The 24,012-nt window shown below is 60.7% G+C and carries 22 protein-coding genes and 1 other RNA gene; 14 read left to right on the plus strand and 9 right to left on the minus strand.

The window, feature by feature from the left end:
* Positions 1 to 50 precede the first annotated feature (50 nt).
* Entirely contained in the window at positions 51 to 449 is a 399-nt protein-coding gene (locus FHX15_RS03025; RefSeq protein WP_184394013.1) for a VOC family protein, read from the plus strand.
* 239 nt (positions 450 to 688) lie between these two features.
* Positions 689 to 1,642, plus strand: a complete 954-nt coding sequence (locus FHX15_RS03030) for an NmrA/HSCARG family protein (protein WP_184393551.1) — start codon at positions 689 to 691, stop codon at positions 1,640 to 1,642.
* A gap of 1 nt (position 1,643) precedes the next feature.
* On the opposite strand, the gene FHX15_RS03035 is transcribed toward FHX15_RS03030, so the two are convergent.
* On the minus strand, positions 1,644 to 2,564 hold the full coding sequence (locus FHX15_RS03035; RefSeq protein ID WP_184393553.1) for a LysR family transcriptional regulator: 921 nt from the start codon (positions 2,562 to 2,564) through the stop codon (positions 1,644 to 1,646).
* Between the two features lie 424 nt (positions 2,565 to 2,988).
* Here FHX15_RS03035 and FHX15_RS03040 point away from each other — a divergent pair, with 424 nt between their 5' ends.
* The gene (locus tag FHX15_RS03040; protein WP_184393555.1) at positions 2,989 to 4,779 is read left to right on the plus strand and encodes an ABC transporter ATP-binding protein; all 1,791 of its coding nucleotides are present in this window, start codon (positions 2,989 to 2,991) and stop codon (positions 4,777 to 4,779) included.
* 85 nt (positions 4,780 to 4,864) lie between these two features.
* Here FHX15_RS03040 and FHX15_RS03045 read toward each other — a convergent pair whose 3' ends face one another.
* From FHX15_RS03045 to FHX15_RS03055, 3 genes are all read right to left on the minus strand, one after another.
* Positions 4,865 to 5,620, minus strand: coding sequence for an SDR family oxidoreductase (locus FHX15_RS03045; RefSeq protein ID WP_184393557.1), 756 nt, complete (start codon positions 5,618 to 5,620; stop codon positions 4,865 to 4,867).
* Between the two features lie 287 nt (positions 5,621 to 5,907).
* The gene (locus FHX15_RS03050; protein WP_184393559.1) at positions 5,908 to 6,993 is read right to left on the minus strand and encodes an AbrB family transcriptional regulator; all 1,086 of its coding nucleotides are present in this window, start codon (positions 6,991 to 6,993) and stop codon (positions 5,908 to 5,910) included.
* Between the two features lie 158 nt (positions 6,994 to 7,151).
* Positions 7,152 to 8,054 (minus strand): LysR family transcriptional regulator, encoded by a 903-nt coding sequence (locus tag FHX15_RS03055; RefSeq protein ID WP_184393561.1) that lies wholly within the window; start codon positions 8,052 to 8,054, stop codon positions 7,152 to 7,154.
* Between the two features lie 91 nt (positions 8,055 to 8,145).
* On the opposite strand from FHX15_RS03055, the gene FHX15_RS03060 reads away from it, so the two are divergent.
* From FHX15_RS03060 to FHX15_RS03070, 3 genes are all read left to right on the plus strand, one after another.
* The gene (locus FHX15_RS03060; RefSeq protein ID WP_184393563.1) at positions 8,146 to 9,195 is read left to right on the plus strand and encodes an aldo/keto reductase; all 1,050 of its coding nucleotides are present in this window, start codon (positions 8,146 to 8,148) and stop codon (positions 9,193 to 9,195) included.
* A 103-nt stretch (positions 9,196 to 9,298) separates the two neighbouring features.
* Positions 9,299 to 10,711, plus strand: a complete 1,413-nt coding sequence (locus FHX15_RS03065) for an FAD-binding oxidoreductase (protein ID WP_184393565.1) — start codon at positions 9,299 to 9,301, stop codon at positions 10,709 to 10,711.
* A gap of 88 nt (positions 10,712 to 10,799) precedes the next feature.
* Positions 10,800 to 14,513: an AsmA family protein gene (locus FHX15_RS03070; protein ID WP_184393566.1), complete on the plus strand. Its 3,714-nt coding sequence runs from the start codon at positions 10,800 to 10,802 to the stop codon at positions 14,511 to 14,513.
* Between the two features lie 7 nt (positions 14,514 to 14,520).
* Here FHX15_RS03070 and FHX15_RS03075 read toward each other — a convergent pair whose 3' ends face one another.
* The 4 genes from FHX15_RS03075 to ssrA form a co-directional block, all read right to left on the minus strand.
* On the minus strand, positions 14,521 to 14,772 hold the full coding sequence (locus FHX15_RS03075) for a ribbon-helix-helix domain-containing protein (RefSeq protein WP_184393568.1): 252 nt from the start codon (positions 14,770 to 14,772) through the stop codon (positions 14,521 to 14,523).
* A 79-nt stretch (positions 14,773 to 14,851) separates the two neighbouring features.
* A complete protein-coding gene (locus FHX15_RS03080) occupies positions 14,852 to 15,040 on the minus strand; it encodes a DUF4169 family protein (RefSeq protein ID WP_184393570.1) in 189 nt (62 codons plus the stop codon).
* A gap of 48 nt (positions 15,041 to 15,088) precedes the next feature.
* Positions 15,089 to 15,601 carry an SspB family protein gene (locus FHX15_RS03085; RefSeq protein WP_184393571.1) on the minus strand — a complete coding sequence of 171 codons (513 nt, stop codon included), beginning with the start codon at positions 15,599 to 15,601 and terminating at the stop codon, positions 15,089 to 15,091.
* A gap of 131 nt (positions 15,602 to 15,732) precedes the next feature.
* Positions 15,733 to 16,109: a transfer-messenger RNA gene (gene ssrA / locus FHX15_RS03090) on the minus strand.
* Between the two features lie 111 nt (positions 16,110 to 16,220).
* Here ssrA and FHX15_RS03095 point away from each other — a divergent pair.
* The 6 genes from FHX15_RS03095 (at position 16,221) to FHX15_RS03120 (ending at position 21,842) form a co-directional block, all read left to right on the plus strand.
* Positions 16,221 to 17,015 carry a thymidylate synthase gene (locus tag FHX15_RS03095; protein ID WP_184393573.1) on the plus strand — a complete coding sequence of 265 codons (795 nt, stop codon included), beginning with the start codon at positions 16,221 to 16,223 and terminating at the stop codon, positions 17,013 to 17,015.
* Positions 17,016 to 17,028: 13 nt separating this feature from the next.
* On the plus strand, positions 17,029 to 17,550 hold the full coding sequence (locus FHX15_RS03100) for a dihydrofolate reductase (protein ID WP_184393575.1): 522 nt from the start codon (positions 17,029 to 17,031) through the stop codon (positions 17,548 to 17,550).
* A gap of 146 nt (positions 17,551 to 17,696) precedes the next feature.
* A complete protein-coding gene (gene hflK, locus FHX15_RS03105) occupies positions 17,697 to 18,788 on the plus strand; it encodes an FtsH protease activity modulator HflK (protein WP_184393577.1) in 1,092 nt (363 codons plus the stop codon).
* Between the two features lie 3 nt (positions 18,789 to 18,791).
* Positions 18,792 to 19,754: a protease modulator HflC gene (gene hflC / locus FHX15_RS03110; RefSeq protein WP_184393579.1), complete on the plus strand. Its 963-nt coding sequence runs from the start codon at positions 18,792 to 18,794 to the stop codon at positions 19,752 to 19,754.
* Between the two features lie 11 nt (positions 19,755 to 19,765).
* Positions 19,766 to 19,951 carry a DUF2065 domain-containing protein gene (locus tag FHX15_RS03115; protein ID WP_184393580.1) on the plus strand — a complete coding sequence of 62 codons (186 nt, stop codon included), beginning with the start codon at positions 19,766 to 19,768 and terminating at the stop codon, positions 19,949 to 19,951.
* A gap of 103 nt (positions 19,952 to 20,054) precedes the next feature.
* On the plus strand, positions 20,055 to 21,842 hold the full coding sequence (locus FHX15_RS03120; protein WP_184393582.1) for a Do family serine endopeptidase: 1,788 nt from the start codon (positions 20,055 to 20,057) through the stop codon (positions 21,840 to 21,842).
* 73 nt (positions 21,843 to 21,915) lie between these two features.
* Here FHX15_RS03120 and serB read toward each other — a convergent pair whose 3' ends face one another.
* The gene (gene serB / locus FHX15_RS03125; protein WP_184393583.1) at positions 21,916 to 22,806 is read right to left on the minus strand and encodes a phosphoserine phosphatase SerB; all 891 of its coding nucleotides are present in this window, start codon (positions 22,804 to 22,806) and stop codon (positions 21,916 to 21,918) included.
* Between serB and miaA the strand changes: the two genes are divergently transcribed.
* Positions 22,805 to 23,701 (plus strand): tRNA (adenosine(37)-N6)-dimethylallyltransferase MiaA, encoded by an 897-nt coding sequence (miaA, locus tag FHX15_RS03130; protein ID WP_184393585.1) that lies wholly within the window; start codon positions 22,805 to 22,807, stop codon positions 23,699 to 23,701. The genes serB and miaA overlap by 2 nt on opposite strands.
* Positions 23,702 to 23,777: 76 nt before the next feature.
* Positions 23,778 to 24,011 carry a hypothetical protein gene (locus FHX15_RS03135; RefSeq protein WP_184393587.1) on the plus strand — a complete coding sequence of 78 codons (234 nt, stop codon included), beginning with the start codon at positions 23,778 to 23,780 and terminating at the stop codon, positions 24,009 to 24,011.
* The last annotated feature ends 1 nt before the right edge of the window (position 24,012 follow it).

A 24,012-nucleotide genomic window follows, 5' to 3' on the forward strand; every position in this document is an offset into this window, starting at 1 on the left:
CTATGTCACAGGAACGGGCAAAGAGATCATCACGTGTGAAGGAGAAAATGATGAAACTCGCGTCCATCCGTCTCATTGCTTCGGATATCAAAAGCATGGTCGCCTTCTACGAGCTCGTGACGGGCTATCGCGCGGACTGGCTTGCTCCCGTCTTTGCGGAGGTTGTGACACCCGGTGCCGTCGTGGCGATAGGGAGCGCGGAAACGGTCGCGCTCTTCAAAGAGGGCAGTGCGGAGCCACGCGCGAATAAAACCGCCATTCTTGAGTTCATGGTATCTGATGTCGACGCTGAATTCGCTCGGCTCAAAGATCATGTCGAGGTGGTGCATGAGCCCAAGGATTTGCCGTGGGGAAATCGCACGGCCCAGCTATGCGACCCGGAGGGTACCCGCGTGGCTCTTTATACCCCCGTTACCGCGGCTGCGAGACAACGCTTCAGCGGTCGTTGATTGGCCTGCGGCTGACGCTCGGCCTGCCTTGTTCAGCGGCCGATAGGCGCGGCCCGTCACGTTATTTATCCATAAAACGGCATTATCATATGCATTGCAGGTGCCTACAGCAAGAAAGCTTGATGACATAACTTACCTCCTGGATCTGAGCTGTCGGCATCAGCCGAGAGTTCTTTGCAGTATGACGCCTGGTTCTGCAATCGGCAGCCAGGGACAGGAGAAAGGTTCAAGGTACAACCATGTCTGCAAATAATAAGCCACTTATCGCGGTTGTGGGTGCGACCAGTAAGCAGGGTCGCAGCGTCGCAAGTACGCTCCTTCGCAGCGAACGTTTCCGCGTCCGCGCCTTAACGCGTAAAAAGGATTCGCCCGAGGCTCTCAGTCTGGAGAAACTTGGAGCTGAAATTGTCACCGTTCCCCTCCAGCTTGGCTTTCAGAAAGATTTCGTTGCCACCTTCGACGGTGCGGACGGGGCGTTTCTGATGACGCCGCCGGTCATGCCACCGGCAACGGTAGAGTTCCCGATCGGCCAGCAATTGGCGGATGCCGCGGTTGAGGCAGGAGTCGGACATATTGTTTTCAGCACGCTCGAGAATGTCGACGCCATCTCAGGCGGGACGAAGTTTGCTCCGCACTTCACCGACAAAGCGCGCGTTGCAGACTATATTCGCGGTCTGCCTATCTCTCATTCCTTCGTCATGCTGGCGTTCTTTTACTCGAATCTTCTCGAATATTATCCGCCGCGCATGGAAGGTGACACGCTCGCGATGCCGATCTATCTTCCCGAAGATTTTCGAGCGCCTTTTGTCGACCCGCTCACGGCGACCGGGCCGGCCGTACTCGAAATTTTCTCAGATCCCGACCGCTACAAGGGGAAAACGCTGCCCATCATCGGCGATATCATCTCTCCGCGCGAGATGGTCGAAACGTTCCGAGAGGTAACCGGCCTCAAGGCAGAATATCGAAGTGCTTTCACCAGAGATGGCCTGTTGCAATATTTTCCGGAGTTTGCCGCCAACGAACTTCTCGTGCGAGAGATTCTGGGGATGGTCGAGTATGTTGTCGAATATGGTTATTTCGGCAAGGAACATGACCTGGAATGGAGCCGTCGCCTCAATCCGGATACGCTCGATTGGGAGCATTATCTTCGGACGACGGGCTGGCGCGGAGACAAGCGGTCTTTCGGGCTCTGACTCACGATGGCCGGATCCCAGGCAGTTTGGAAATCTCGGCGACAAGAAAGTCGGTGAGGAGACGAACCCGGGCAATGGCGGAGCGCTCGGGCACGATGAGCAGGCTTAGCGGGACCGGCGACGGACGATAGTCTTCGAGCACGACCTCTAGCTGACCGTTATCCAGGAGATCGTGGACCAGCCAAAGGTGAGTGGGGCCCATGCCGCGTCCTGCGGCCAAGGCCTCGCGCGCCGCTAGCCCGTGATCGACGCGCAGCTTCCCGTTGACGGGAACGGTAAAATTTGCGCCATGGCGGGAAGTGAGAGCGATCTGGTCGCTCCCGGCTATGTTGGACATTATGATGGTTTCATGTCGCGAGAGATCGTCCGGGCGCTCCGGCCGCCCATGAACGGAGAAATAGGCCGGAGCGCCTACCAGCAGCCGATGGCTTTTTCCGAGCCCATGAAGCTTCATGGAACTGTCGGCGAGAGGTCCAAGGCGGAGTGCCACGTCAACGCCTTCACGAACCAGGTCGATGCGCTCGTCGGTCAAGTTGAGATCGACGCTGATGTCTGGATGCTGGTCCTGAAATTCGAAGATGAGGCGGGTAACATGCATCGCGCCAAGCGCCGCAGTACATGAAATCCGGACAGCGCCCGCGGCCGCCCGACGGGCATTTCTGGCTTCCTCGGTAGCCTGTTCGACCAGGCGCAGTACCTGAAGGCAGTTCGCATAATAGCGGCTGCCTTCGTCGGTGAGGGTCACGCGACGCGTGGTTCGGCTTAGGAGAGGGACTCCGACTGCGCCTTCGAGTTCATTGAGCTGCCGTGTCACCGTTGATTGACCGACGCCGAGCTCCCTTGCCACGACTGACAGGTTGCCGCGTTCGGCAACGCGGACAAAAGTGCGCATTCTGTCGAGAGACAGTCCTGTATTATCCATTTTTCGGTACAATAATGCTCATTATAGCAACATAAGGGATAATCGAACCTGCGGCTAGCTGCGCGCGAAAAGAACAGCAGAAGGTCTCTTAAGCACCGGAACGTTGTTTCATTCGTGCATCATTCTCCGCAAAGTAGAAAAAACCGGTTGGCAAAGTTGAATTTGTCCGATACAAAACCTCCACCGCTGCAGATCAATAAAGGAGGCGTTGTATGACATCAGCATTCATCGAAGTCCTCCCGTCCGGAATGATGCGACACTAGGTCATTCCAATTCGCGGCCCGCCTGGGAGCGCGACATGCGGCTTTAATCTCGTTCACAGCTCGATCGATCTGCCGGGATCAGTTCGTCTCCCGCTCCGACTGTGTTCTTCAACTCTCAATTTTGGGGCCGGCTGCCGAAACACGGGGTCGGACTGTTTAAAATGGCTCGCAAGAAGCTCGATTTCCGTGCCGATGCGTATCGCAACGTACTCGGTTTTGTCTTCCGTCAGTGGACCCATCGCCCCGCATTGGTGGGCATTATTGTCCTGCTGGTCATTGCCAGCACGCTGGCAGAAGTGATGGTGCCGGTGTTTTCCGGTCAGATTGTCGACGCGATCGCAGGCGGCAATACGGCTGGCGGCGCTATCAGCGCCTTCGCTGTCGTCGTGACCCTTGGTTTGACCAGCGTCGTATTGCGCTGGTTCATCTTCGGCGGGATCATCCGGCTGACGCTGCGCATCATGGCTGACGTCGTCAATAACGGCTTCCACAAGGTGCAGCGGTTCTCGACGGATTGGCATGCCAATAGTTTTGCCGGCTCGACGGTGCGCAAGATCACTCGCGGCATGTGGGCGCTCGACGCGCTCAACGACCTCTTGCTGATCGCCTTGCTGCCGTCGCTCGTCATGCTGGTTGGCGCCAGTATCGTGCTCGGCACCTATTGGCCGGTCATGGGGCTGATCGTGGCCGCGGGATCGCTGATCTACATCGGCGTGACTGTCGCGCTTTCGATGGGGTTCGTGTCGCCGGCGGCAAAGCTTGCCAATGCCTGGGACACCAAGCTGGGCGGTGCACTGGCGGATGCCATCAGCTGCAACTCGGTGGTGAAGGCTTTTGGTGCCGAACGCCGTGAAGAGGCGCGTTTGCGCCATGTGCTCGCCAAGTGGGACACCCGAACGCGGCGGACGTGGAAGCGCGGGACGCTAAACGGCACGATCCAGGGTTTCATGATGGTCTCCATGCAGGCCGGCATTCTCGGTACCGGCCTTTTCATGTGGCAGCAGGGTCTGGCGACAGCAGGCGACATCACATTCGTCCTGGCGATGTTCTTCGTTCTGCAGGGTTATCTGCGCTCGGTCGGGCAGGATATCAGAAACCTGCAGCGCGCCGTCAACGACATGGAGGAGCTCGTGCTGCTCGACAAGACGCCGCTCGGCATCGAGGACAAGCCGAACGCGAAACCTATCGCCATCGGCAAGGGCGAGATCGTGTTCGATCGCGTCACCTTCCAGTATGGCGCGCATCCGACGCCGCTCTATGAGGATTTCTCGGTTACCATCAAGCCGGGAGAGAGGGTCGGTCTGGTGGGCCATTCCGGTTCGGGCAAGACCACCTTCGTCAAGCTCATCCAGCGCCTCTATGACGTCAACGCGGGTTCGATCCGGATCGACGGGCAGAATATTGCCGAGGTCACGCAATCGAGCCTGCGCAGCCAGATCGCCATCGTGCAGCAGGAGCCCATCCTGTTTCATCGTACGCTGGCCGAAAACATCGCCTATGGCCGCCCGAACGCGTCCAGGCGCGAGATCGAGAACGCGGCAAAGCAGGCGAGCGCCCATCATTTCATCATGGATCTGCCGAAGGGCTATGAGACGATGGTGGGTGAGCGCGGTGTCAAGCTGTCTGGCGGCGAGCGTCAGCGTGTCGCCATTGCGCGGGCATTTCTCGCCGATGCGCCCGTGCTGATCCTGGACGAGGCGACCTCCAGCCTCGACAGCGAGAGCGAAGTGCAGATCCAGCAGGCGATGGAGCGCTTGATGGACGGCCGCACGACGCTTGTCATCGCCCACCGCCTTTCGACGGTGCGGGCGCTGGATCGGTTGCTGGTCTTCGACAAGGGAATGATCGCTGAAGAAGGCGACCACCAAGCGCTCATCCGGCTCAACAACGGCATCTATCGCCGGCTGTTCGAGCGGCAGGCGCTCGAACTGACCAAGGGGCTGGTGGCATAAGCCGAAGCTCCGGTACCTCATCTCCGCTTGCTCAACACAATTTTCGTTGAGCAAGCGGCGCGCTTTACCGTTGAGAAGGCTGTCCTCAGGCGGGGTTCATGGCTGCGAATATGCGATCATAGGTTCCGTCGCGCTCGGCCCAGCGGCGTGCCTGATCCTGTTCGAGGAGGAGCTCGCCTCGCGGATGCCGGCCTTGCTCGAGCATCACCATCACCTGGGAAATATAGGAGGCAAGCGGCATTGCGCGCGGGTCGGCCGCCTGCGAAGCGCCGGTCAGCTCGGTCTGCACGTAGGGCGGCGCCAATTCCAGGACATCGATCGGAAGGTTCCGCAATTGGTGGCGCAGCGATATCAGCCATGAATGGAGGAAGGCCTTGCTTGCGCAATAGGCGGGAAATTCGGCGCGGGGCAAGAAAGCGAGCGCGGAGCCTGTCGCCATGATGGTCGCAGCCGGCTGCTGCTTGATGATTGGCAGGAAGGCAGCGACGGTCCGCAGCACACCTAGGATATTGGTCTCTACGATCGCTTCTGCCTCTGCGAGATTCCAATCATCCGCCGTTATGTCTTCGGTGCGGGAAATCCCGGCATTGGCGATGAGCACGTTGAGGTTAGGGAAGCGATTGATAACGTATTCGGCCACGCGTGCCAGGGAATGGGGGGCATTCAGATCGAGGCAGATGCCTGTTATGCCGGGTCGACGATCTGCGACGTCTGCAAGCAAATCCTGCCGCCGTCCGGTAACAATAACGCGGTTGCCCCGGTCGTGAAATGCTTCGGCGAGCGCACGACCGATGCCGCTCGTGCCGCCGGTTATAAGGACTGTGTTGTCAGTCATTTTCATTGTTGGAACCTTTCCAGACTGTTTTCAGGCCAAGTTGTTTCAGGAAAGGCCACGGCGTGATCGTCAACCCCGCACAACTTTTGAGCCGACGCGAACTGGTCGGTCGAAAGAATTGCTTTTGGGAAAGACATGAATACCACCGCGCACCTTCAGACCCGAGTTCTCCCTGCTGGGACCTTCTCGGCAAAGGACGCGTTGGATGACGGTAACGCCTACGGCAGAGTGGTCGCACGCTGCACGTTGATAGCTAGTCGAGACGAACTCTCCCGTCAACAGCGAGCGATGCTCTAGGCGGAACTCTCCGTCAGGCCCGAGCGGCGGGCGATGAAACGGGCGAGCGCCGGCCCGATCAGCAATATGATCAGGAAACGGCCGGTCTGCATGGCCATGACGAAGGGCACGTCGACATCGCTCGAGGCGGCGATGATGGCGACGGAATCGGCGCCGCCCGGACTGGTGGCGAGATAGGCGGTCAGCGGATCGATGCCTGCGAATGTGTGAAGGGCGAAGGCCATGCAGCCGCAGAGCGCCATCAGGATAATTATCGAGGCAGAGACGCGCGGCAGGGCACGGGCGGCGTGTTTGAGGATCGAGCGGGTGAAGCGCAGGCCGATGCTCCAGCCGATCAGCGCGTAGCTGAGTGCCAGGATCCAGGTCGGCAGCTCGATTTTCAACAGGCCGAAGCCTTGCAATACAGCACCGCCGAAGAGCGGCACCACGATATTGCCACCCTGGATGCGGAAGCGAAAGACGGTGTAGCAGCAGAGAGCGGCGAAAGTGACCGTCATGGCGAAGGCCGGCCAATCGATTGGCGGGAAGAAAATCACCGGCGGCGGTGCTTCGCCATCGGCGGCGACCCAGAGGCGGGAGATGACGGAAGCGCCGACCGCGACGAAGACGACACGCAGATATTGCATGAAGGCGACGAGGCGCGCGTCCGCGCCATAAGCCTCCGACATGATGACCATGGCCGACGCGCCGCCGGGCGTGGAGCCCCAGACGGCCGTAGTACCGGGCAGTACCTGCCAGCGGGTCAGCAGCCAGCCGAGACCGGCGGCAATGGCGATGACCGAAAAGATGAAGACGAAGAACAGCGGGGCGTCCTTGGCCATGGTGCCAAGGATATCAGGCGTGATGTTACGGGCCATCAGGAGGCCGACCAGCACCTGGCCGAACTGCAGCGGCCAGTAGGGCACGCGCAGTTGACCTTTGCTGGCGGTCAATGCCAAGACGATGGCGGCGACCATCGGGCCGATCAGCAGCGAGGCGGGCAGGGCGAAGAGTTCGAGGAAGAGCACTGATAGGGCAGATAAAGCGAGCAGCAATGCCCATTTGAGCAGGCTCGCTTTCAGGGGGAAGCTGCTTGCGTCCAAATCGTGATCCCCGAACTTGTCGACCGGAGCAGGCCCGAAGGCGAGGGTGGGAAAAGGCCCCGGCATAATAAGAGGCCGGCTGCGCGAGCCGGCAGTTGTAGACCCGGTATAGGCGTGCTGATGGCGCCGGGTCAATTGTGGAATCTCGCCCTTTCTTCCTAAAGCCTGACGTGTTTTGCAAGGAAATCAAGCAAAGCGCGAACGCGCGCCGGCAGGGGGCCGCCATGGCCGATATAGACGGCGTAAAACTCTTCGAGGTCGCCGGGATTGAGATCCTCGACCACCGGATGAAGCCGCCCGGCGGCGATATCGGTGCGTACCGTAAACTCCGTCATCATGGCAAGGCCGGCGCCTGCGAGCGCCAGATAACGCATCGCCTCGCCATCGCCGACTTGCAGGCCGGGAGTGAGTGGAATGGTGATCGTTTCGCCCTTGTCGAGGATCGGCCAGCCTTCCAGCGCGCGAGAATAGGAAAATCCGATGCGACGGTGATTGTGCAGATCGTTGGCTGAGCGTGGTTCGCCACGCTGCTTTAGATAATCGGGCGAGGCGACGATGATCTTTCTCGCAGCGCCGAGTTTGCGGGCGATCAGGCTTGAAGTCTTCAGCGGACCGGCGCGAATCGCGACATCGGCGCGTTCCTCCAGTAGATCGACGACCTTATCGGTATGGGTGATATCGAGCGTGATATCAGGATGCACGGCCATGAAGGCGGGGATCAATGGCGCCAGAACATGATTGCCGAAGGAGCCGCTGGTGTTGATGCTGATGCGGCCGGCCGCCTGTTCCCCCGCCGAGGCGAAACGTTCGGCTTCCGCTATATTGGTGAGGATCGCAACGCTGCGCTCATAGAAGGCGCAGCCTTCAGGGGTCAGTTGCAGCTTGCGAGTGGAGCGGTTGACGAGGCGGGCGCCCAATCTTCTTTCCAGCCGGGCGACCAGCTTGCTGACAGCCGACGGCGTCATGCGACGCGCGACTGCGGCAGCGGAGAAGCCGCCGCGTTCGACGACGCTGACGAAGACTTCCATTTCGCCGGATCGATTGATGTCTTGACGGCTCATGATGAATTCAAATCACAGATGATATGCTTTCAGGCAATCTATATCACCGCGCGAACCGGGTCTACTTCTTAGAAAAACAGGAGATTGGATCATGGAATACAGAAATCTCGGCGCATCGGGCCTGAGGGTGCCGGTACTGAGTTTCGGGGCCGGCACTTTTGGCGGCAGCGGGCCGCTTTTCGGTGCCTGGGGTATGACGGACGCCGAGGAGGCGCGGCGGATGGTGGATATCTGCCTGGAGGCGGGTGTGACGCTGTTCGACACGGCTGACGTCTATTCGGCAGGTGCATCCGAGGAGGTGCTGGGGCAGGCGATCTCCGGTCGGCGCCATGGAGTGCTGATCTCGACCAAAACCGCGCTACCGATGGGCGAGGGGCCGAACGAATGGGGCACCTCGCGGGCGCGGTTGATCCGTACCACGGAGGATGCGCTGCGCCGGCTCGGCACTGACTATATCGACCTGTTGCAGCTGCACGCCTTCGATGCGTCGACGCCGGTGGAGGAGGTGCTTTCGGCGCTCGATCGGCTCGTCTCATCAGGCAAGGTGCGATATGTCGGTGTTTCCAATTTCTCGGGTTGGCAGCTGATGAAATCGCTTGGGCTCTCCGAGCGCTACGGCTATCCGCGCTATGTCGCCCATCAGGTCTATTATTCGCTCGCCGGGCGGGACTACGAATGGGAGCTGATGCCGCTTGCCGCAGACCAGCGCGTGGGTGCGCTGGTCTGGAGCCCGCTCGCCTGGGGCCGGCTGACCGGCAAGATCCGCCGTGGTCTGGCCTTGCCCGAAGGAAGCCGCCTGCACCAGACGGCGGAATACGGTCCGCCCGTCGATGACGAGAGGCTTTTCGAGATCGTCGATGTGCTGGACGAGATCGCCGGCGAGACAGGCAGGACGGTGCCGCAGATTGCCATCAACTGGCTGATCGGTCGACCGACGGTTTCAAGCGTCATCATTGGCGCGCGCAACGAGGAGCAGCTCCGGCAAAATCTCGGCGCAGTCGGGTGGAGCCTGACGCCGGAACAGATCGGGCGGCTGGATGCTGTCAGCACCGTCACCGCACCCTATCCCTATTTTCCCTATTATCGGCAGGAGGGCTTTGCGCGGCTCAATCCGCCTGTAACAGCAACAACGAAGCTCTGATGAAATCTTCCCGAATCTTGGCTGGACAGCTGCTTTGACTTGCCTCATACCCAGCCTGCTACAGATGCTGTAGCGGGCTGTGGAATGCAGGGAGATCAAAGGCATGGCACTGCGCGACGCAAAAACTGGAGTGCGAAACGAAGCGGGCATCGAAGCCGTCACCGGCATTCTGAAACAGCGTTTTGGCGAACGTTTCCAGACGGGGCAGGCCTTCCGTGCCCAGCACGCGCATACGACGACCTATATTCCCGCTCAATTGCCCGATGGCGTGCTGTTTGCCGAGACGGCAGACGATGTGAAGACCGTTGTGCGGGCCTGCGCCGATCACAAAGTGCCGGTCATCGGCTTCGGCACGGGCTCCTCGCTCGAAGGTCAGGTCAACGCGCCGAATGGCGGCATTTCCATCGATTTCAGCCGGATGAACAAGGTGCTCGAGGTCAATCCCGAGGATCTCGACTGCACGGTCGAACCGGGCGTCACGCGAGAGCAGTTGAACACCTACTTACGCGATACCGGCCTGTTCTTCCCGATCGATCCGGGCGCCAATGCCTCGATCGGCGGCATGACCTCGACGCGCGCTTCCGGCACCAATGCGGTGCGTTACGGCACGATGAAGGACAATGTACTTGCCGTTACGGCGGTCACCGCGTCTGGCGAGGAAATCCGCACGGCGCGGCGAGCACGCAAGTCCTCGGCCGGTTACGACCTGACCCGGCTCTTTGTCGGCGCGGAAGGCACGCTCGGCATTCTGACCTCGGTCACGCTGCGCCTGCAGAGTATTCCGCAGAAGATTGCCGGAGGTGTGTGCGCCTTTCCGAGCGTGAAGGCGGCCTGCGACGCCGTCATAATGACGATCCAGATGGGCATTCCGGTTGCCCGCATCGAGCTCGTCGACGCGCTGCAGATGCGGGCGAGCATCGCCTATGCCAATCTTCCCTATGAGGAGAGCCCGGCGCTCTTCCTCGAGTTCCACGGTACTGAGGAGACGGTAGCGCTGCAGTCAGCCGCCTTTGCCGAGATCGCGGCCGAATGCGGCGGCGGCGAATTCAGGTGGGCGGCTAGCCCCGAGGAGCGCACCAAGCTCTGGAAGGCGCGCCATGACGCTTACTGGTCGGTGCGGGCGCTGGCACCCGGGCTTGCCGTACTTTCGACCGATGTTTGTGTTCCGATATCGCGGCTTGCGGATTGCGTTGCAGAAACGCAGGCCGATATCGAAGCAAATGGTCTGCTGGCGCCGATCGTCGGCCATGCGGGCGACGGGAACTTCCATGTGCAGCTATTGTTTGATGACAAGAGTGCCGCGGGAATTGCCACGGCCGAGGAGTTCGTTGCCCGGCTGAATGCGCGGGCGCTCGCGATGGACGGTACATGCACCGGTGAACATGGAATCGGGCAGGGGAAGATGGCATTTCTGGAGCAGGAACTCGGGGGGACGGTGGATCTTATGCGCCAGATCAAGAAGTCGCTCGATCCGGACAATATCCTCAATCCCGGCAAGATTTTTCATTTGGGCTGAAAACGGAATAATCTCATGATCTTGGCCCTTGCTCCCGGCATGAATAGCGCTAGTGTCGGCAACAGAATCCGAATGGAGAATCCCTGACTTGATAGGCCGGTTCCTCGTCTTTCTAGGAGGACTGATTGTCGTAGTGCTCTTCGTGGCGCTGCTGGCTCCGCTGTTCATCGACTGGACGGATTTCCGCAAGAATTTCGAGGATCAGGCAAGCCGGATCATCGGCAAGAAAGTGACGGTGCACGGCACCGTCGATGCACGTCTTCTGCCATTTCCGTCCGTGACGCTGCATGACGTGCGCGTCGGCCAGGGAGAGGACGGCAAGCCGGTCGTGCAGGTCGAGCAATTCTCGATGGATGCAGAGCTTGCGCCGTTTCTCTCGGGTGAAGCGCTGATTTTCGACATGCGCGTCGTCAACCCGAAGGTGCGGCTGCGGCTTCTCAAGGACGGATCGCTTGACTGGATGCGCGGCAGCCAGCCGGAAATTCCGGCCAAGACCGTGGTTCTGGAAAATGTGCATGTCAACGGCGGTGAGATCGAGTTCATCGACGACCAGTCCGGCCGTTCGCGGCGTGTCACCGGTCTCAATGCCGAGATGTCGGCGAAGTCGCTCGCCGGTCCATGGCGCATCGAGGGCGACGGCGCGCTCGACGGCGAGCACGGCAGCTTTTCGATCTCCAGCAATCAGCCGGACGAGAACGGCGTGCTGCGCGCCCGCACCCGGCTCGCGCCTGACAGGCATCCCGTCACAGTCGATCTCGACGGCGAACTGAAGCTGGTCGACAGCCGGCCGAACTATCAGGGCACATTGTCTGCGGCGATCGAGAACCGCGGGGGTAAGAGCGAAAAGGGCGAAGCGCCGCCCCGCCTCAAGGGCCGTTTCGAGCTCACCAACGACCGCATCCGCATTCCCGAATATCGCATGGAAATCGGCTCGACCGACGACCCCTATGTCATTACGGGCGAGGCGACACTCGATACCGGCACGGCGCCGGAATTCCTGCTGACCGCCGATGGCCAGCAGATCGATGTCAACCGCATCGGCAACCACGGGGCTGTCGGCAAGACCAACCGCGATCCGGCGGTTTCCGCGCGCCAGCGGCTGAATTCGCTGATCGAGATTATCGGCCAGGTGCCGATCCCGCAGGTGCCCGGCAAGGCCACCGTGCGCCTGCCTGCGATCGTTGCCGGCGATACGACGATCCGCGATGTGGCGTTGGAGCTGCGGCCTGCCGGCAATGGCTGGATGGTCGACAAAGCCGTGGGCACGCTGCCCGGCCGCACGCAGGTGGAAGGCAAGGGCAAGCTCTCTCTTACGGGAGATCCGTCCTTCAACGGCCAGATGGTCGTCGCTTCCAACCAGCCGACAGGGCTTGCCGCGTGGTTGTCGGGCTCGGTCGATCCGGCGATCCGTCAGCTGCGCCAGGCCGGCTTCTCCGCCAATGTCAGCCTGACGCATGATCTGCAGCGCTTCGAGAACCTGGAGATCGCGATCGGTGGGGCGACACTGAAAGGCCGGCTGGAGCGGCAGGTGACCGGCGGCCAGACGCCGTCGCTGTCAGCCGCGCTCGCCGGCGACGCGCTCGATCTCGACGCGCTGCGCGCCCTGGCGGGCCTCTTTACCGGTCAGGATGCCGGCGATAACGTGCTCGATCACAAGATCGCTGCTCAGCTCAAGGCGGACAAATTCACCGCTTTCGGCGTGCAGGCTGAAAACGTCGAGACGACGTTCACACTCGCCGACGGGGCGCTTTCCGTCGATCATCTGTCGATCAAGAACCTTGCGGGTGCCGAACTCACGGCGACCGGCAAAGCTGAGGGATCGCTGCTCGATTACAAGGGCACTGGCGAGATTACCTTTAAGGCCGCCGATCCCGGGCCTTTCTTCGCCATGCTGCGCGAGCATCTGCCGCATCACCCTGTGATGGACAGGCTGGTGCGCAATGCCGGCTGGTATGGCAATACGGCGCTGCGCGGCGCGCTGACGCTCGGCGGCGACGACGGCAATGCGCTGGCTGTGACGCTGGCCGGCGTTTCGAACGGCAGCCGCGTCAATCTCGATTACCGCATGTCCGACCTTCTGGCGCTGACCGGCAACGGTACGACGACGCTGGAGGCGACGCTCGATAATGCCGTTCCGTCGATCCTCTTCGGCCAGGCAGGTCTCGATCCCCTGCCGGTCGATGCCGGCGCCAACGGCCGTATGACATTGAAAGTAACGGCGGCAGACAAAGGTCCGGCCGATGCCGCGCTGACTTTCGCGACAGACCGGACCTCGTTTACGGCAAACGGCAAGGTCGACGTACGGCCCGATTCCTTTATGAACGGCAACGTCGCCGTCTCGCTCGAAAGCGCCGATATCGATCCGTATCTGGTCATGAACGGCATTGCGCTGCCTGATCTCGGTGCCGGACTGCCCTTCAAGCTGCAGAGTAACGCGACCATCGACGCCGACAAGGTGGTCCTCGCCGATCTCAACGGGCATGCGGCCGATAATGAATTCACGGGTGCCCTGACTTTCGACCGAAAGTCGGCAAAGACTGCTGCGACCGGTACGCTTGCACTTTCCAAGGTCGATCTCGGCTGGCTCGGCGAGGCGGTGTTCGGACAGGTTATCGATCCTGCCACCGGCCAGCTGACGACGGCGGCACTTGGTCAGCCGCTCTTGCGCGATCTCGACGTGAATCTGAAGCTGACCGCCAAGCAGTTCTGGCCAGGGCTTTTCAATGTGGCAGTGAACGATTTCACGTCCGACGTCGCCTATAAGGGCGACGAGATGCAACTCAACAATATGGCCGGCACCTGGAACGGCGGCACGCTCTCGGGCAATATGCTCTTTACCAATGCCAATGGCACGGGCTTCCTCCAGTCGCGGCTGGCGCTCGCCGACTCCGATCTGGGCGGCGTCGTCTGGCCGCGCGACGGCGCCCCTGTCGCCAATGGCAAATTCGGCATGTCGCTGGCGCTCGAGGCTTCGGGCAAGACGGTTTCGGAGATTGCGAGTTCACTGAACGGTTCCGGCGAGATCCGGCTCGGCGAGACGAGCGTTCGCGGATTGAATCTCGCGATCCTGGCGCCGCTCCTGGCCGCGACCGATCCGATGCAGGATCAGATCAATGCCGGCAAGATACATCCGATCGTCGAGACGCTGTTGAACAATGGCGAAGCAAAGCTGCCGCCGCTCGACATTCCCTTCAATGTGACGGATGGCACGCTGCGGGTCCAGAATGTCAGCGTCGCTAACGATCTGGCGCATTTGACTGCCGATGCGCAGATCGAGTTGCCGCAGCAGCGCATCAGCGCCACGCTCGGAATCGGGCTCAATCCTGGAGCGGAAGCGCTGTCGGGTGCAGAACCCCGCATCCGGCTGAACTTCTCCGGTCTGCTGGCTTCGCCCGGGAAGACGATGGATGTGACCGACATCACCAGCTTCCTGTCGCTGCGCGCCTTCGAGCGCGAACGGCGGCGTGTCGAGCGGCTGCAGACCAATGTTCTGGAAAAGCAGAGGCTGCGGCGAGAGGCGGCGCTTTATCGCTTCACCGATGCCGAACGTGCCAAGGCAGCCGAGATCGAGCGGCAGCGGCAAATCGAAGAAGAGCGGCTGAGGGCTCTTGCGCAGCAGGCTGCGCAGCGCAAGGCGGAGGCCGATGCGAAGGCGGCTGTCGAAGCGGAAGCACGCGCCAAGGCCGAGGCCGAGCTAAGGGCGAAGGCGGCTGCGGAGGCTGAAGCAGCGCGACGGGCAGAACAGCCCTTGCCGCCCGGACAGCTCAATTTCGATCAGGTGCCGGGCGTTCGCGCTCAGTGAAGAGTTGTTATTCGGGCAGGCTCTCGGACGCGCGCTGCTCAGACGCGGAGATGCCGCTTTTCAGCCAGCGGAGCACATGCAGGCGCAGCGCCGAGGAGAGGTTGCTGGCTGGCGACCGGCCATCGTCTATTTCCGATATGAGGGCTGCAAGCGGTATGCCGCGGGACGCGGCAATAGATTTCAGCTCGGTCCAGAATTCGTCCTCCAAAGAGAAGCTGGTTCGGTGCCCGTGCAATGTCGCCGAATGTTTACGGATCATAGGGCTGCTTCTCTTCTTGAGAAAGCGATTCAGACAGGAACCGCAGTTGCTTGATCACGAAGGCTTTATCCCGGCACGATTACGTCTCGTCCTTTTCAAGCCTGCCCTGATCGAGAGCCTTTTCAGCCTTGTCGTTGAGCGCTTTGGTCAATTGCTTTTCGGCTTTGGTGCGTCCGTGAAAAATTCGATTCTGCTCGGCCTGCTTCCCCCTCTCGGAGCGAGCCTGCTGCTTTCGAAACTGACGCAAGTTAACGATTTCGGCGCTCACGCGCGGCCTCCATCATAAAAAAAGGAGGCGTTTCGCCTCCCTTGGATATTACTGCTTCTTGCGGAAGGAATCGAGCGAGACGACAGAGCCGGGCTTCTTTTCCTCACCTTCGGCGGCCGGCTTTGCGGCCGCATCCTCGGTCTTGACGGCATCAACCGGATAGGCGGTGATTTCGGCAGCCGGAAGTTCTTCGCCGTCGCTCAGCGGCACGTCGAATTCCAGCTCGAAATTGACCGAGGGGTCATAAAAGCCTCTGATCGCATTGAAGGGGATGACGAGCTTCTCCGGTACGTCTGAGAAGGACAGGCCGATCTCGAACTGGGATTCGGTGATCTTCAGGTCCCAGAACTGGTGCTGGATGACGATGGTCATCTGCTCGGGATATTTCGACTTCAAGTGCTGCGAAATGCGCACGCCCGGAGCGCCGGTCAGAAACGTGATGAAGAAGTGATGGTCGCCGGGCAGACGGCCCGTCGTTGCGACTTCGGCCAAGACCTTGCGGATGACGCCTCGCAGCGCGTCCTGTGCCAGAATGTCGTAGCGGATGTGATCCTGCCCCATGCTTTTCCTGTCTTTCGTCGGTTTAGAAGTCTTTTCACGAGCTTGTATGGCACGTCCGGCCGCTTTGGGAAAGGCACAAGCCGATTCATGCTTTCATGAAGCATACATGATTTCGTCGAAAAAGGGGAGAAGGTGAAGGCTTCTGTTGCCAGGTGCCTTCGAACCCCGCCTTACGGGGCTAGCCGTAAGGACTTAGAGCGGAATTCCCGCACCGCCATTAGGCAGCGAGAGCGTATTCCTTAGCGTTGTTGTCGTTTGCAACTACACTTGTGACCCGATAACGGCGGTATCATGCCGAGCGAAAAGTCGATCTTTACACCCTTGTCGATCCTGTTTCGCCCCCATCAAAAGCAGGCCGTTTCCACGAAAGAAATCCGCCTGTTTTTGGTGGAGGCGCCGGGTACCGCCCCCGGGTCCAATAGGTTTATTCCATCGCCCATTTATCGCCATAGCCGGCCCGAAAGCCGGCAGGAGGGATATAGTGTTTTTGTAACCGTAAGGGAAGGGGATTCGTCATAAAAGCGTCGTGCGCAGCGACGATTTTGCTTGGATAATCAGCTGAAAGCATTGGTTTTGAGCCGCTTTAGCCTTAGATTATCGGCAAAAGGAATCAGCGACCATGAAGCAGTATCTCGACCTGTTGAGCCATGTGATGGAAAACGGCACCGACCGGGGTGACCGCACGGGCACCGGCACGCGCTCGGTCTTCGGCTATCAGATGCGCTTCGATCTCGATGCCGGCTTTCCTGTGCTGACGACGAAGAAGCTGCATCTGCGCTCGATCATCTATGAACTGCTGTGGTTCCTCAAGGGCGAGACCAATATCCGCTACCTGCATGAGAACGGTGTGAGCATCTGGGATGAATGGGCCGACGAGAACGGCGATCTGGGCCCGGTCTATGGTGCGCAGTGGCGGTCCTGGCCGGCACCTGATGGCGGGCATATCGACCAGATCGACAATCTCGTGAAGGGCCTTATCAAGAACCCCAACTCGCGCCGCCACATCGTCTCGGCCTGGAACCCGGCTGAGGTCGATGACATGGCGCTGCCGCCCTGCCATTGCCTGTTCCAGTTTTACGTGGCCGATGGCAGGCTTTCCTGCCAGCTCTACCAGCGCTCAGCCGATATCTTCCTCGGCGTGCCCTTCAACATCGCTTCCTATGCGCTGCTGACGATGATGGTGGCGCAGGTGACGGGGCTGAAATATGGCGAGTTCGTCCATACGCTCGGCGATGCGCATCTCTACCACAATCATTTCGAACAGGCGAAGCTGCAGCTGACCCGCCAGCCCAAGCCTTTGCCGCGCATGGCGATCAAGCGCGACGTGAAAGACATCTTCGATTTCGTGTACGAGGATTTCGAGCTCGTCGGTTACGAGGCCGACGCCAATATTAAGGCACCGATTGCTGTGTAAGCCGGGAAGGTCGATGTCCGATATCCGCAAGACCATCTTCGTTGCCGTTGCTCGCAATGGCGTCATCGGTCGCGACGGGGACATGCCCTGGCGGCTTTCGACCGATCTCAAGCGCTTCAAGGCGATGACGGTTGGCAAGCCTGTCGTGGTTGGCCGCAAGACGTTCGAGAGCTTCGGCGGCAGGCCGCTCCCTGGCCGGCAGCATGTAGTGATCTCCCGCGATGCGGATATCGATCATCCCGATGTGCATATGGCCCGTTCGCTGGACGAGGCGATCGTTACTGCGGAGGGCCTCGCCCGAAAACAGGGTGAGAACGAGATTTCCATCCTCGGCGGCGGGCAGATCTACGCGCAGGCGATCCGGTTTGCAGACCGCATGTGCGTCACGCATGTGGAAGCAGACGTGGAGGGTGACACGTCCTTTCCCGATATCGATCCCGCCGTCTGGGTGGCGACCGACAGCCTTGATGTTCCCTCGGGGGAGAAGGATACCTATCCGACCCGTTTCGTCGTTTATGAACGACGAGAGGCCTGAAAAGGAACTATTTTCCAATTATATTGACCAAGTTCCTGACACTGCGTTGAAAGCCGGTGCGGCGATACCTATAACGGTCGGATCGCATCCGCCGGCAGCCCCCACGGCGGTCGGATGTGTGGGAGTTAACGAACAACGAGGTTTTGATGCCCTGGAGCAATCAGAATGGCGGCGGCGGCCCTTGGGGCGGCGGCGGCGGTAACAATCAGGGACCATGGGGGCAGGGGCCGAACCGTCCGCGCGGCGGTGGCGGCAAGGGCGGTCCGCCCGATCTGGAAGACATTATCCGGCGCGGGCAGGATCAACTGCGCGGCCTGGTTCCCGGTGGATTCAACGGTGGTGTGGTTGCGATCGTCGTCGCGATCATTGCGATCTTCTGGCTCTTCCAGTGCATTTACGTCGTGCAGCCGGACGAGCGCGGCGTAGAGCTGCGCTTCGGCAAGCCCAAGCAGGAAATTTCCATGCCGGGCCTGCATTTTCATTTCTGGCCGTTCGAGACCGTCGAGACTGTCAAGGTGACGGTGCAGCAGCAGAATATCGGCGCGACTTCGGCAGGCTCGTCCAGCGGGCTGATGCTGTCGGGTGACAGAAGCGTCATCAACGTGCAGTTTGCCGTCTTCTATACGATCAGCGACCCGAAGGCCTATCTCTTCGGCGTCGAGAATCCGGCCGAGACGCTGCAACAGGTCTCCGACAGCGCCATGCGCGAAGTCGTCGGCCGACGTCCGGCGCAGGATGCTTTCCGCAGCAATCGTCAGCCGATCGAGACCCAGGTTCTCAACATCGTTCAGGATACGATGAACCGCTATGGCGCGGGCATTACCGTGACTGGCGTGACGATCCAGAACGTGGCGCCGCCGCGTGAAGTTGCCGATGCCTTCGAAGAAGTGCAGCGTGCTGGCCGTGACCGCGACAGCACGATCGAGGATGCCAACCGCTATACGAACCAGAAGCTCGGTCAGGCGCGAGGCGATGCTGCCCGCATCCGTGAAGATGCGGCTGCCTATAAGGATCGTGTGGTCAAGGAGGCGGAAGGTGAGGCTCAGCGCTTCAGCGCCATCAACGACGAATATTCGAAAGCTCCCGACGTGACGCGCAAGCGCCTGTTCCTGGAAACGATGGAGCAGGTCCTGAAAAACTCCAAGAAGGTCGTGATCGACGACAAGCAGGGCGTTGTGCCCTACCTGCCGCTCAACGAGATCAACCGATCGTCAGCGCCGGCACCGAGGGGAGGTTGAACCATGGTATCGAACAGACTTCCCATCATTCTGATCGCACTCGCGGTCCTTCTCGTCATTCTTTATTCGTCGATCTTCGTGGTCAATGCGCGTGAGCAGGCGATCGTCGTGCGCTTCGGTCAGATCCAGTCGGTGAAGAGCGATCCGGGCATCTATTTCAAACTGCCGTTCGGCTTCATGGATGCCGACCGCGTGCAGTTCGTGGAAAGGCGGGCGCTGAGGCTCGACCTCGACAATATCCGCGTTCAGGTTCAGGACGGTCAGACCTTCGATGTCGATGCCTTCGTGATCTACAACATCGCGGATGTGCGCCGTTTCCGTGAAACTGTGTCGGGCGACCGTGACGCCGCGGAGGCACGACTGCGTGCGCAACTCGATTCCTCGCTTCGCCGTGTCTACGGCCTGCGCGACTACAATGCCGCACTTTCGGAAGAGCGAGTAGCGATGATGCTCGAGATCCGTGACGATCTGCGCATCGATGCCGAAAACCTCGGCCTGCATATCGATGACGTTCGCATCCGCCGAACCGATCTGTCGCCGGAAGTGGCTCCGAATACCTACAACGCGATGCGCTCCGAACGTTTGGCCGAGGCCGAGCGCATCCGCGCGGCAGGCAACGAAGAAGGCCAGCGTCGTCGGGCTGTTGCCGACCGCCAGGTTGTCGAGATCACTGCGGATGCGCAGCGCGATTCCGAAATTCTGCGCGGTCAGGGTGACGCTGATCGTAACCGCATCTTCGCGGAAGCCTTCGGCAAGGATCCGGCGTTCTTCGAGTTCTACCGCTCGATGTCGGCCTATTCCTCTGCGCTCTCCTCGCCGGATACGACGCTGGTTCTGTCGCCGACCTCGCAGTTCTTCCGCTACTTCGAGAACGCGAGCGGTAATCAACCTGCCGCACCCGGCCAGACCGGCGGGCTCGTGCCGCCGGCGGCACAGCCTGCACCTGCGGCTCCGGCAGCGAACTGACGACGCGACGAATGCAAGACTTCCTCACCGGACTTGCATTCTTCCTCATCATCGAGGGGCTGGTCTACGCACTGGCCCCTCGTTTTCTTATCGAGATGGCGAAGTTGCTTCCCAGTGTTTCCGAGGGGCGTTTAAGAGCTTTCGGGCTGGCGGCAACGGCGCTTGGTGTGGCCTCGGTCTGGTTTTTACGAGGCTAGATCACATTCGCACGGGGATTTCTCGAAAAGGTGATTTCGCCCTCCATCATTCCGCCTTATGCTGATGTTGTATGTGCGTTTTTATCCCAGACGAGGAAGCTTGATGGCCCCCACGAATCGCTCGCCCTTCAGACGAACGCTCGCGCTCCTGGCCGGCACAGCCCTCCTGGCGAATATCGGCGCAGGCGGTATTGCGCATGCGCAAACCGCCTCGGCGCCTGCGGCACCTGAACAGGCAGCACCGGCCCCTGCGGCTCCTCAGTCAGCTCCTGCCGCACCTCAGCCGACGCCGGTTTCTCCGGCTGTAGCCGCGCCTGCCGCTCCGCCCATGCAGATGACGGCTCCGGCCCGTGGCCCGGATTCGGTCGCCGATCTTGCCGAAGGGCTGCTCGATGCCGTGGTCAATATTTCCACCTCGCAGAATGTGAAGGACGACGAGGGTGCAGGCCCGGCGCCGCGTGCGCCCGACGGCTCGCCCTTCCAGGAATTCTTCAACGACTTCTTCAACAAGCAGCAGGGCAATCGCGCGCCGAACCACAATGTCAGTTCGCTCGGCTCCGGCTTCGTCATTGATCCCTCAGGCTATATCGTCACGAACAACCACGTGATCGAGGGCGCTGACGATATCGAGGTCAATTTCGCCAATGGCATGAAATTGAAGGCCAAGCTGATCGGCACCGATACAAAGACCGACCTTTCGGTCCTCAAGGTGGAGCCGAAGCAGCCGCTGAAATTCGTCAAGTTCGGCGATTCCAGCGTCATGCGCATCGGCGACTGGGTGATGGCGATCGGCAACCCCTTCGGCTTCGGCGGTTCGGTGACAGTCGGCATTATTTCCGGCCGCGGACGTAACATCAATGCCGGACCCTACGACAACTTTATCCAGACGGATGCGGCCATCAACAAGGGCAATTCCGGCGGCCCGCTCTTCAATATGAAGGGCGAGGTGATCGGCATCAACACCGCGATCATCTCTCCGTCTGGCGGTTCGATCGGTATCGGTTTTGCTGTGCCCTCGGAGCTTGCCTCCGGTGTCGTCGATCAGCTTCGCGAATATGGCGAAACGCGCCGCGGTTGGCTCGGCGTGCGCATCCAACCCGTAACCGACGAAGTGGCCGACAGCCTCGGCCTCGACAGCGCCAGAGGCGCGCTCGTTGCCGGCGTCATCAAGGGTGGGCCGGTCGATGACGGTTCGATCAAGGCGGGCGATGTGATCTTGAAATTCGACGGCAAGGCCGTCAGCGAGATGCGCGACCTGCCGCGCGTAGTGGCCGAAAGCTCCGTCGGCAAGCAGGTCGACGTGGTGGTGCTGCGCGACGGCAAGGAGCAGACCGTCAAGGTGACGCTCGGCCGTCTCGAAGACAGCGACCAGGCGGCCGCCAATGACAATTCGGGCGATGATGGCGTCATCAATCCCGATCCCGGTGAAAACAACGATATGGACGAACCGGATCAGGGGGGCGATCAGGGGCAGGCCGCGCCTGACGGGCAGGATTCGCAGCCGCAGGGTCGGGGTCAGAATCAGCAGGGCCAGAACCAGCAGGGACAGAACCAGCAGGGGCAGAATAAGGCGGCGCCGGATCAGGCCACGCCCAAGCATGTGCTTGGTCTCTCGCTCTCGCTGCTCAGCCCCGAAACCCGCAAGGCCTTCGGCATTGCCGAAAGCGTCGATGGCGTAGTCGTGACCGAAGTCGCGCCGGGTTCGGCTGCTGCCGAAAAGGGCCTGAAGCCTGGCGACGTGATCGTCGAAGTGGCGCAGGAGTTCATGAAGTCGCCGGATGCGGTTGCCAGCAAGGTGCAGTCGCTGAAGCAGGAAGGCCGGCGCAATGCGCAGATGATGGTTGCCGCGGCGAATGGCGACCTGCGTTTTGTTGCGGTGCCGATGGAGTAGCGGCTGCTGATATGGGCCGAATGACAAAAGGAGCGGTTGGCCGCTCCTTTTCTATTTCTAGAATGCCCCGCGCTCACGTTGTCACGAAATCAGTCTTCCGGTAGCCCTGGATATAGAGCAGGGCCGTGAGGTCGCCGTGGTTGATCTGCATGTCTGCTTCGGCGGCCACAGTCGGCTTCGCGTGAAGGGCGACGCCGGAGCCGGCCAGCTGCAGCATGCCGAGATCGTTGGCGCCGTCGCCGACGGCGAGAGCGTCTTCAGGTGAGATGCCGAGGCGGGCTGTGATGTCGTTCAGGGCGTCGACCTTGGCCTGCTTGCCGAGGATCGGTTCGGCGACATGGCCGGACAGCAAACCGCCTTCATCGAGCAGAATATTGGCGCGGTGTTCGTCGAAACCGATGACGGCAGCGATGCGGCTGGTGAAGACAGTGAAGCCGCCGGAGACGAGTGCGGTGTAGTAACCCCTGGATTTCATGGTGGCGATGAGCTCGGGGCCGCCAGGCGTCAGGGTGATGCGTTTGGCGATGACCTCGTCGACGACTGATATCGGCAGACCTTTCAGGAGGGCGACGCGTTCACGCAGCGCCGGTTCGAAGGCGATCTCGCCATTCATGGCGCGGGCGGTGATCGCGGCGACCTTTTCTTTCAGGCCGACTTCAGCGGCAAGTTCGTCGATGCATTCCTGACCAATCATGGTGGAATCCATGTCGGCGATCAGCAGCTTCTTGCGGCGGGTTTCCTGTTCCTGGATAACCAGATCGATCGGATTGCTGGCGATAACGGCGAGCAGATTGGCCCTGGCCGCTTCGCCGTCCGTGCCATCGGCGAGCACGATATCGCAGGCAATGCCATCGGCCAGCCAGTAGAGCCCGGATGCCTTGACGGCCTCGGCCGCACGTTCGGCGATCGCAGGCGAAAGAACGGGGTTTGACGGATTGGCAACAAGCGTGGCAACGAGGGCCATGATGGAAAACCTTCTGAGCACTTTGAATGCGATCCTGATAACCGGGCCGACTGCCAGCGGCAAGTCCGCGCTCGCGGTAGAACTGGCCAAACAGCATGGCGGCGTGGTGGTCAATGCCGACAGTATGCAGGTCTATGACACATTGCGGGTGCTGACGGCACGGCCTTCGGAAGAAGATATGGAGGGCGTGCCGCACCATCTCTACGGTCACGTGCCGGCGGGGCAGGCCTATTCGACCGGCGCCTGGCTGCGGGACGTTGCGGTCCTCCTGCCGCGCATCCGCGCCGAGGGAAAGTTGCCGGTCTTCGTCGGCGGCACGGGTCTCTATTTCAAGGCACTGACGGGCGGGCTTTCGGATATGCCTGTCATCCCCGAGGAGATCCGCCAGCGGCTGCGGGGCCGACTGCTGCAGGGGGGCGCGGAGGGACTGCATGCGGAGCTCGCCAATGCCGATCCTGCCGTTGCCGAAAGCCTCAATCCGCAGGACGGGCAGAGGATCGTGCGGGCGCTCGAAATTTTCGAGGCGACGGGCCAGTCGATCGCTGATTTCCAGGGCCAGGCGGGGCCAGTCATCATCCATCCCGAGACGGCGCGCAAGGTGGTCGTGTTGCCGGATCGCGCCGTACTGCATCGGCGCATCAATGGCCGTTTCGAGAAGATGCTGGAGCAGGGCGCGGAAGAGGAGGTGAAGGCACTTCTGGCGCTCGAACTCTCCCCGGAAATGCCGGTCATGAAGGCGATTGGTGTGTCACAGATTGCTGCCATGCTGCGCGGTGAGATGAGTCGTGACGAGGTGATCGAGCGTGGCGCGGCGGCAACACGGCAATACGCCAAGCGGCAGATGACCTGGTTCCGCAATCAGATGGACGAAAGCTGGGAAAGGCTTTCTTCCTGAGACGGCGACAGCATCGCTCCCGCCTGCAAGGCGCTAGAATGATTTTCGAATCATAGCTAGCGGAGCTTCGGGGCGCATGAACAATTTTCTCGCCAAGACACTTTCTTCCATCAACGCACTGATCGCGATCGTCATCCTTGCCTATTTCACGCTTGCAGGCGCGATGTATATGCACTTGATCGGTGCGATCCTGGGCGCCATTGTCGGCATCGTCGTCGCGGCGCTCGTCTGCGGCACGATCGCATTCCTGACGCTGATCGAGCGTCATCTGGCGGAAATTGCGGCGGCAACGCGCCAGCCGCGTTCATGAG

Origin of the sequence: Rhizobium sp. BK650 (assembly GCF_014195325.1) — a bacterium.
In the GTDB taxonomy this organism is placed as follows: domain Bacteria; phylum Pseudomonadota; class Alphaproteobacteria; order Rhizobiales; family Rhizobiaceae; genus Rhizobium.

What these genes read in the sequence shown, in the direction of transcription:
- FHX15_RS03075 (WP_184393568.1), bottom strand. Translation starts at nt 14,772, where the DNA reads ATGATCCGTAAACATTCGGCGACATTGCACGGGCACCGAACCAGCTTC.
- FHX15_RS03045 (WP_184393557.1), bottom strand. Translation starts at nt 5,620, where the DNA reads ATGAAAATGACTGACAACACAGTCCTTATAACCGGCGGCACGAGCGGC.
- FHX15_RS03055 (WP_184393561.1), bottom strand. Translation starts at nt 8,054, where the DNA reads ATGAGCCGTCAAGACATCAATCGATCCGGCGAAATGGAAGTCTTCGTC.
- FHX15_RS03095 (WP_184393573.1), top strand. Translation starts at nt 16,221, where the DNA reads ATGAAGCAGTATCTCGACCTGTTGAGCCATGTGATGGAAAACGGCACC.
- FHX15_RS03065 (WP_184393565.1), top strand. Translation starts at nt 9,299, where the DNA reads ATGGCACTGCGCGACGCAAAAACTGGAGTGCGAAACGAAGCGGGCATC.
- FHX15_RS03135 (WP_184393587.1), top strand. Translation starts at nt 23,778, where the DNA reads ATGAACAATTTTCTCGCCAAGACACTTTCTTCCATCAACGCACTGATC.
- FHX15_RS03100 (WP_184393575.1), top strand. Translation starts at nt 17,029, where the DNA reads ATGTCCGATATCCGCAAGACCATCTTCGTTGCCGTTGCTCGCAATGGC.
- FHX15_RS03115 (WP_184393580.1), top strand. Translation starts at nt 19,766, where the DNA reads ATGCAAGACTTCCTCACCGGACTTGCATTCTTCCTCATCATCGAGGGG.
- miaA (WP_184393585.1), top strand. Translation starts at nt 22,805, where the DNA reads ATGATGGAAAACCTTCTGAGCACTTTGAATGCGATCCTGATAACCGGG.
- FHX15_RS03035 (WP_184393553.1), bottom strand. Translation starts at nt 2,564, where the DNA reads ATGGATAATACAGGACTGTCTCTCGACAGAATGCGCACTTTTGTCCGC.
- FHX15_RS03120 (WP_184393582.1), top strand. Translation starts at nt 20,055, where the DNA reads ATGGCCCCCACGAATCGCTCGCCCTTCAGACGAACGCTCGCGCTCCTG.
- hflK (WP_184393577.1), top strand. Translation starts at nt 17,697, where the DNA reads ATGCCCTGGAGCAATCAGAATGGCGGCGGCGGCCCTTGGGGCGGCGGC.
- serB (WP_184393583.1), bottom strand. Translation starts at nt 22,806, where the DNA reads ATGGCCCTCGTTGCCACGCTTGTTGCCAATCCGTCAAACCCCGTTCTT.
- FHX15_RS03030 (WP_184393551.1), top strand. Translation starts at nt 689, where the DNA reads ATGTCTGCAAATAATAAGCCACTTATCGCGGTTGTGGGTGCGACCAGT.
- FHX15_RS03025 (WP_184394013.1), top strand. Translation starts at nt 51, where the DNA reads ATGAAACTCGCGTCCATCCGTCTCATTGCTTCGGATATCAAAAGCATG.
- FHX15_RS03040 (WP_184393555.1), top strand. Translation starts at nt 2,989, where the DNA reads ATGGCTCGCAAGAAGCTCGATTTCCGTGCCGATGCGTATCGCAACGTA.
- FHX15_RS03085 (WP_184393571.1), bottom strand. Translation starts at nt 15,601, where the DNA reads ATGGGGCAGGATCACATCCGCTACGACATTCTGGCACAGGACGCGCTG.
- hflC (WP_184393579.1), top strand. Translation starts at nt 18,792, where the DNA reads ATGGTATCGAACAGACTTCCCATCATTCTGATCGCACTCGCGGTCCTT.
- FHX15_RS03060 (WP_184393563.1), top strand. Translation starts at nt 8,146, where the DNA reads ATGGAATACAGAAATCTCGGCGCATCGGGCCTGAGGGTGCCGGTACTG.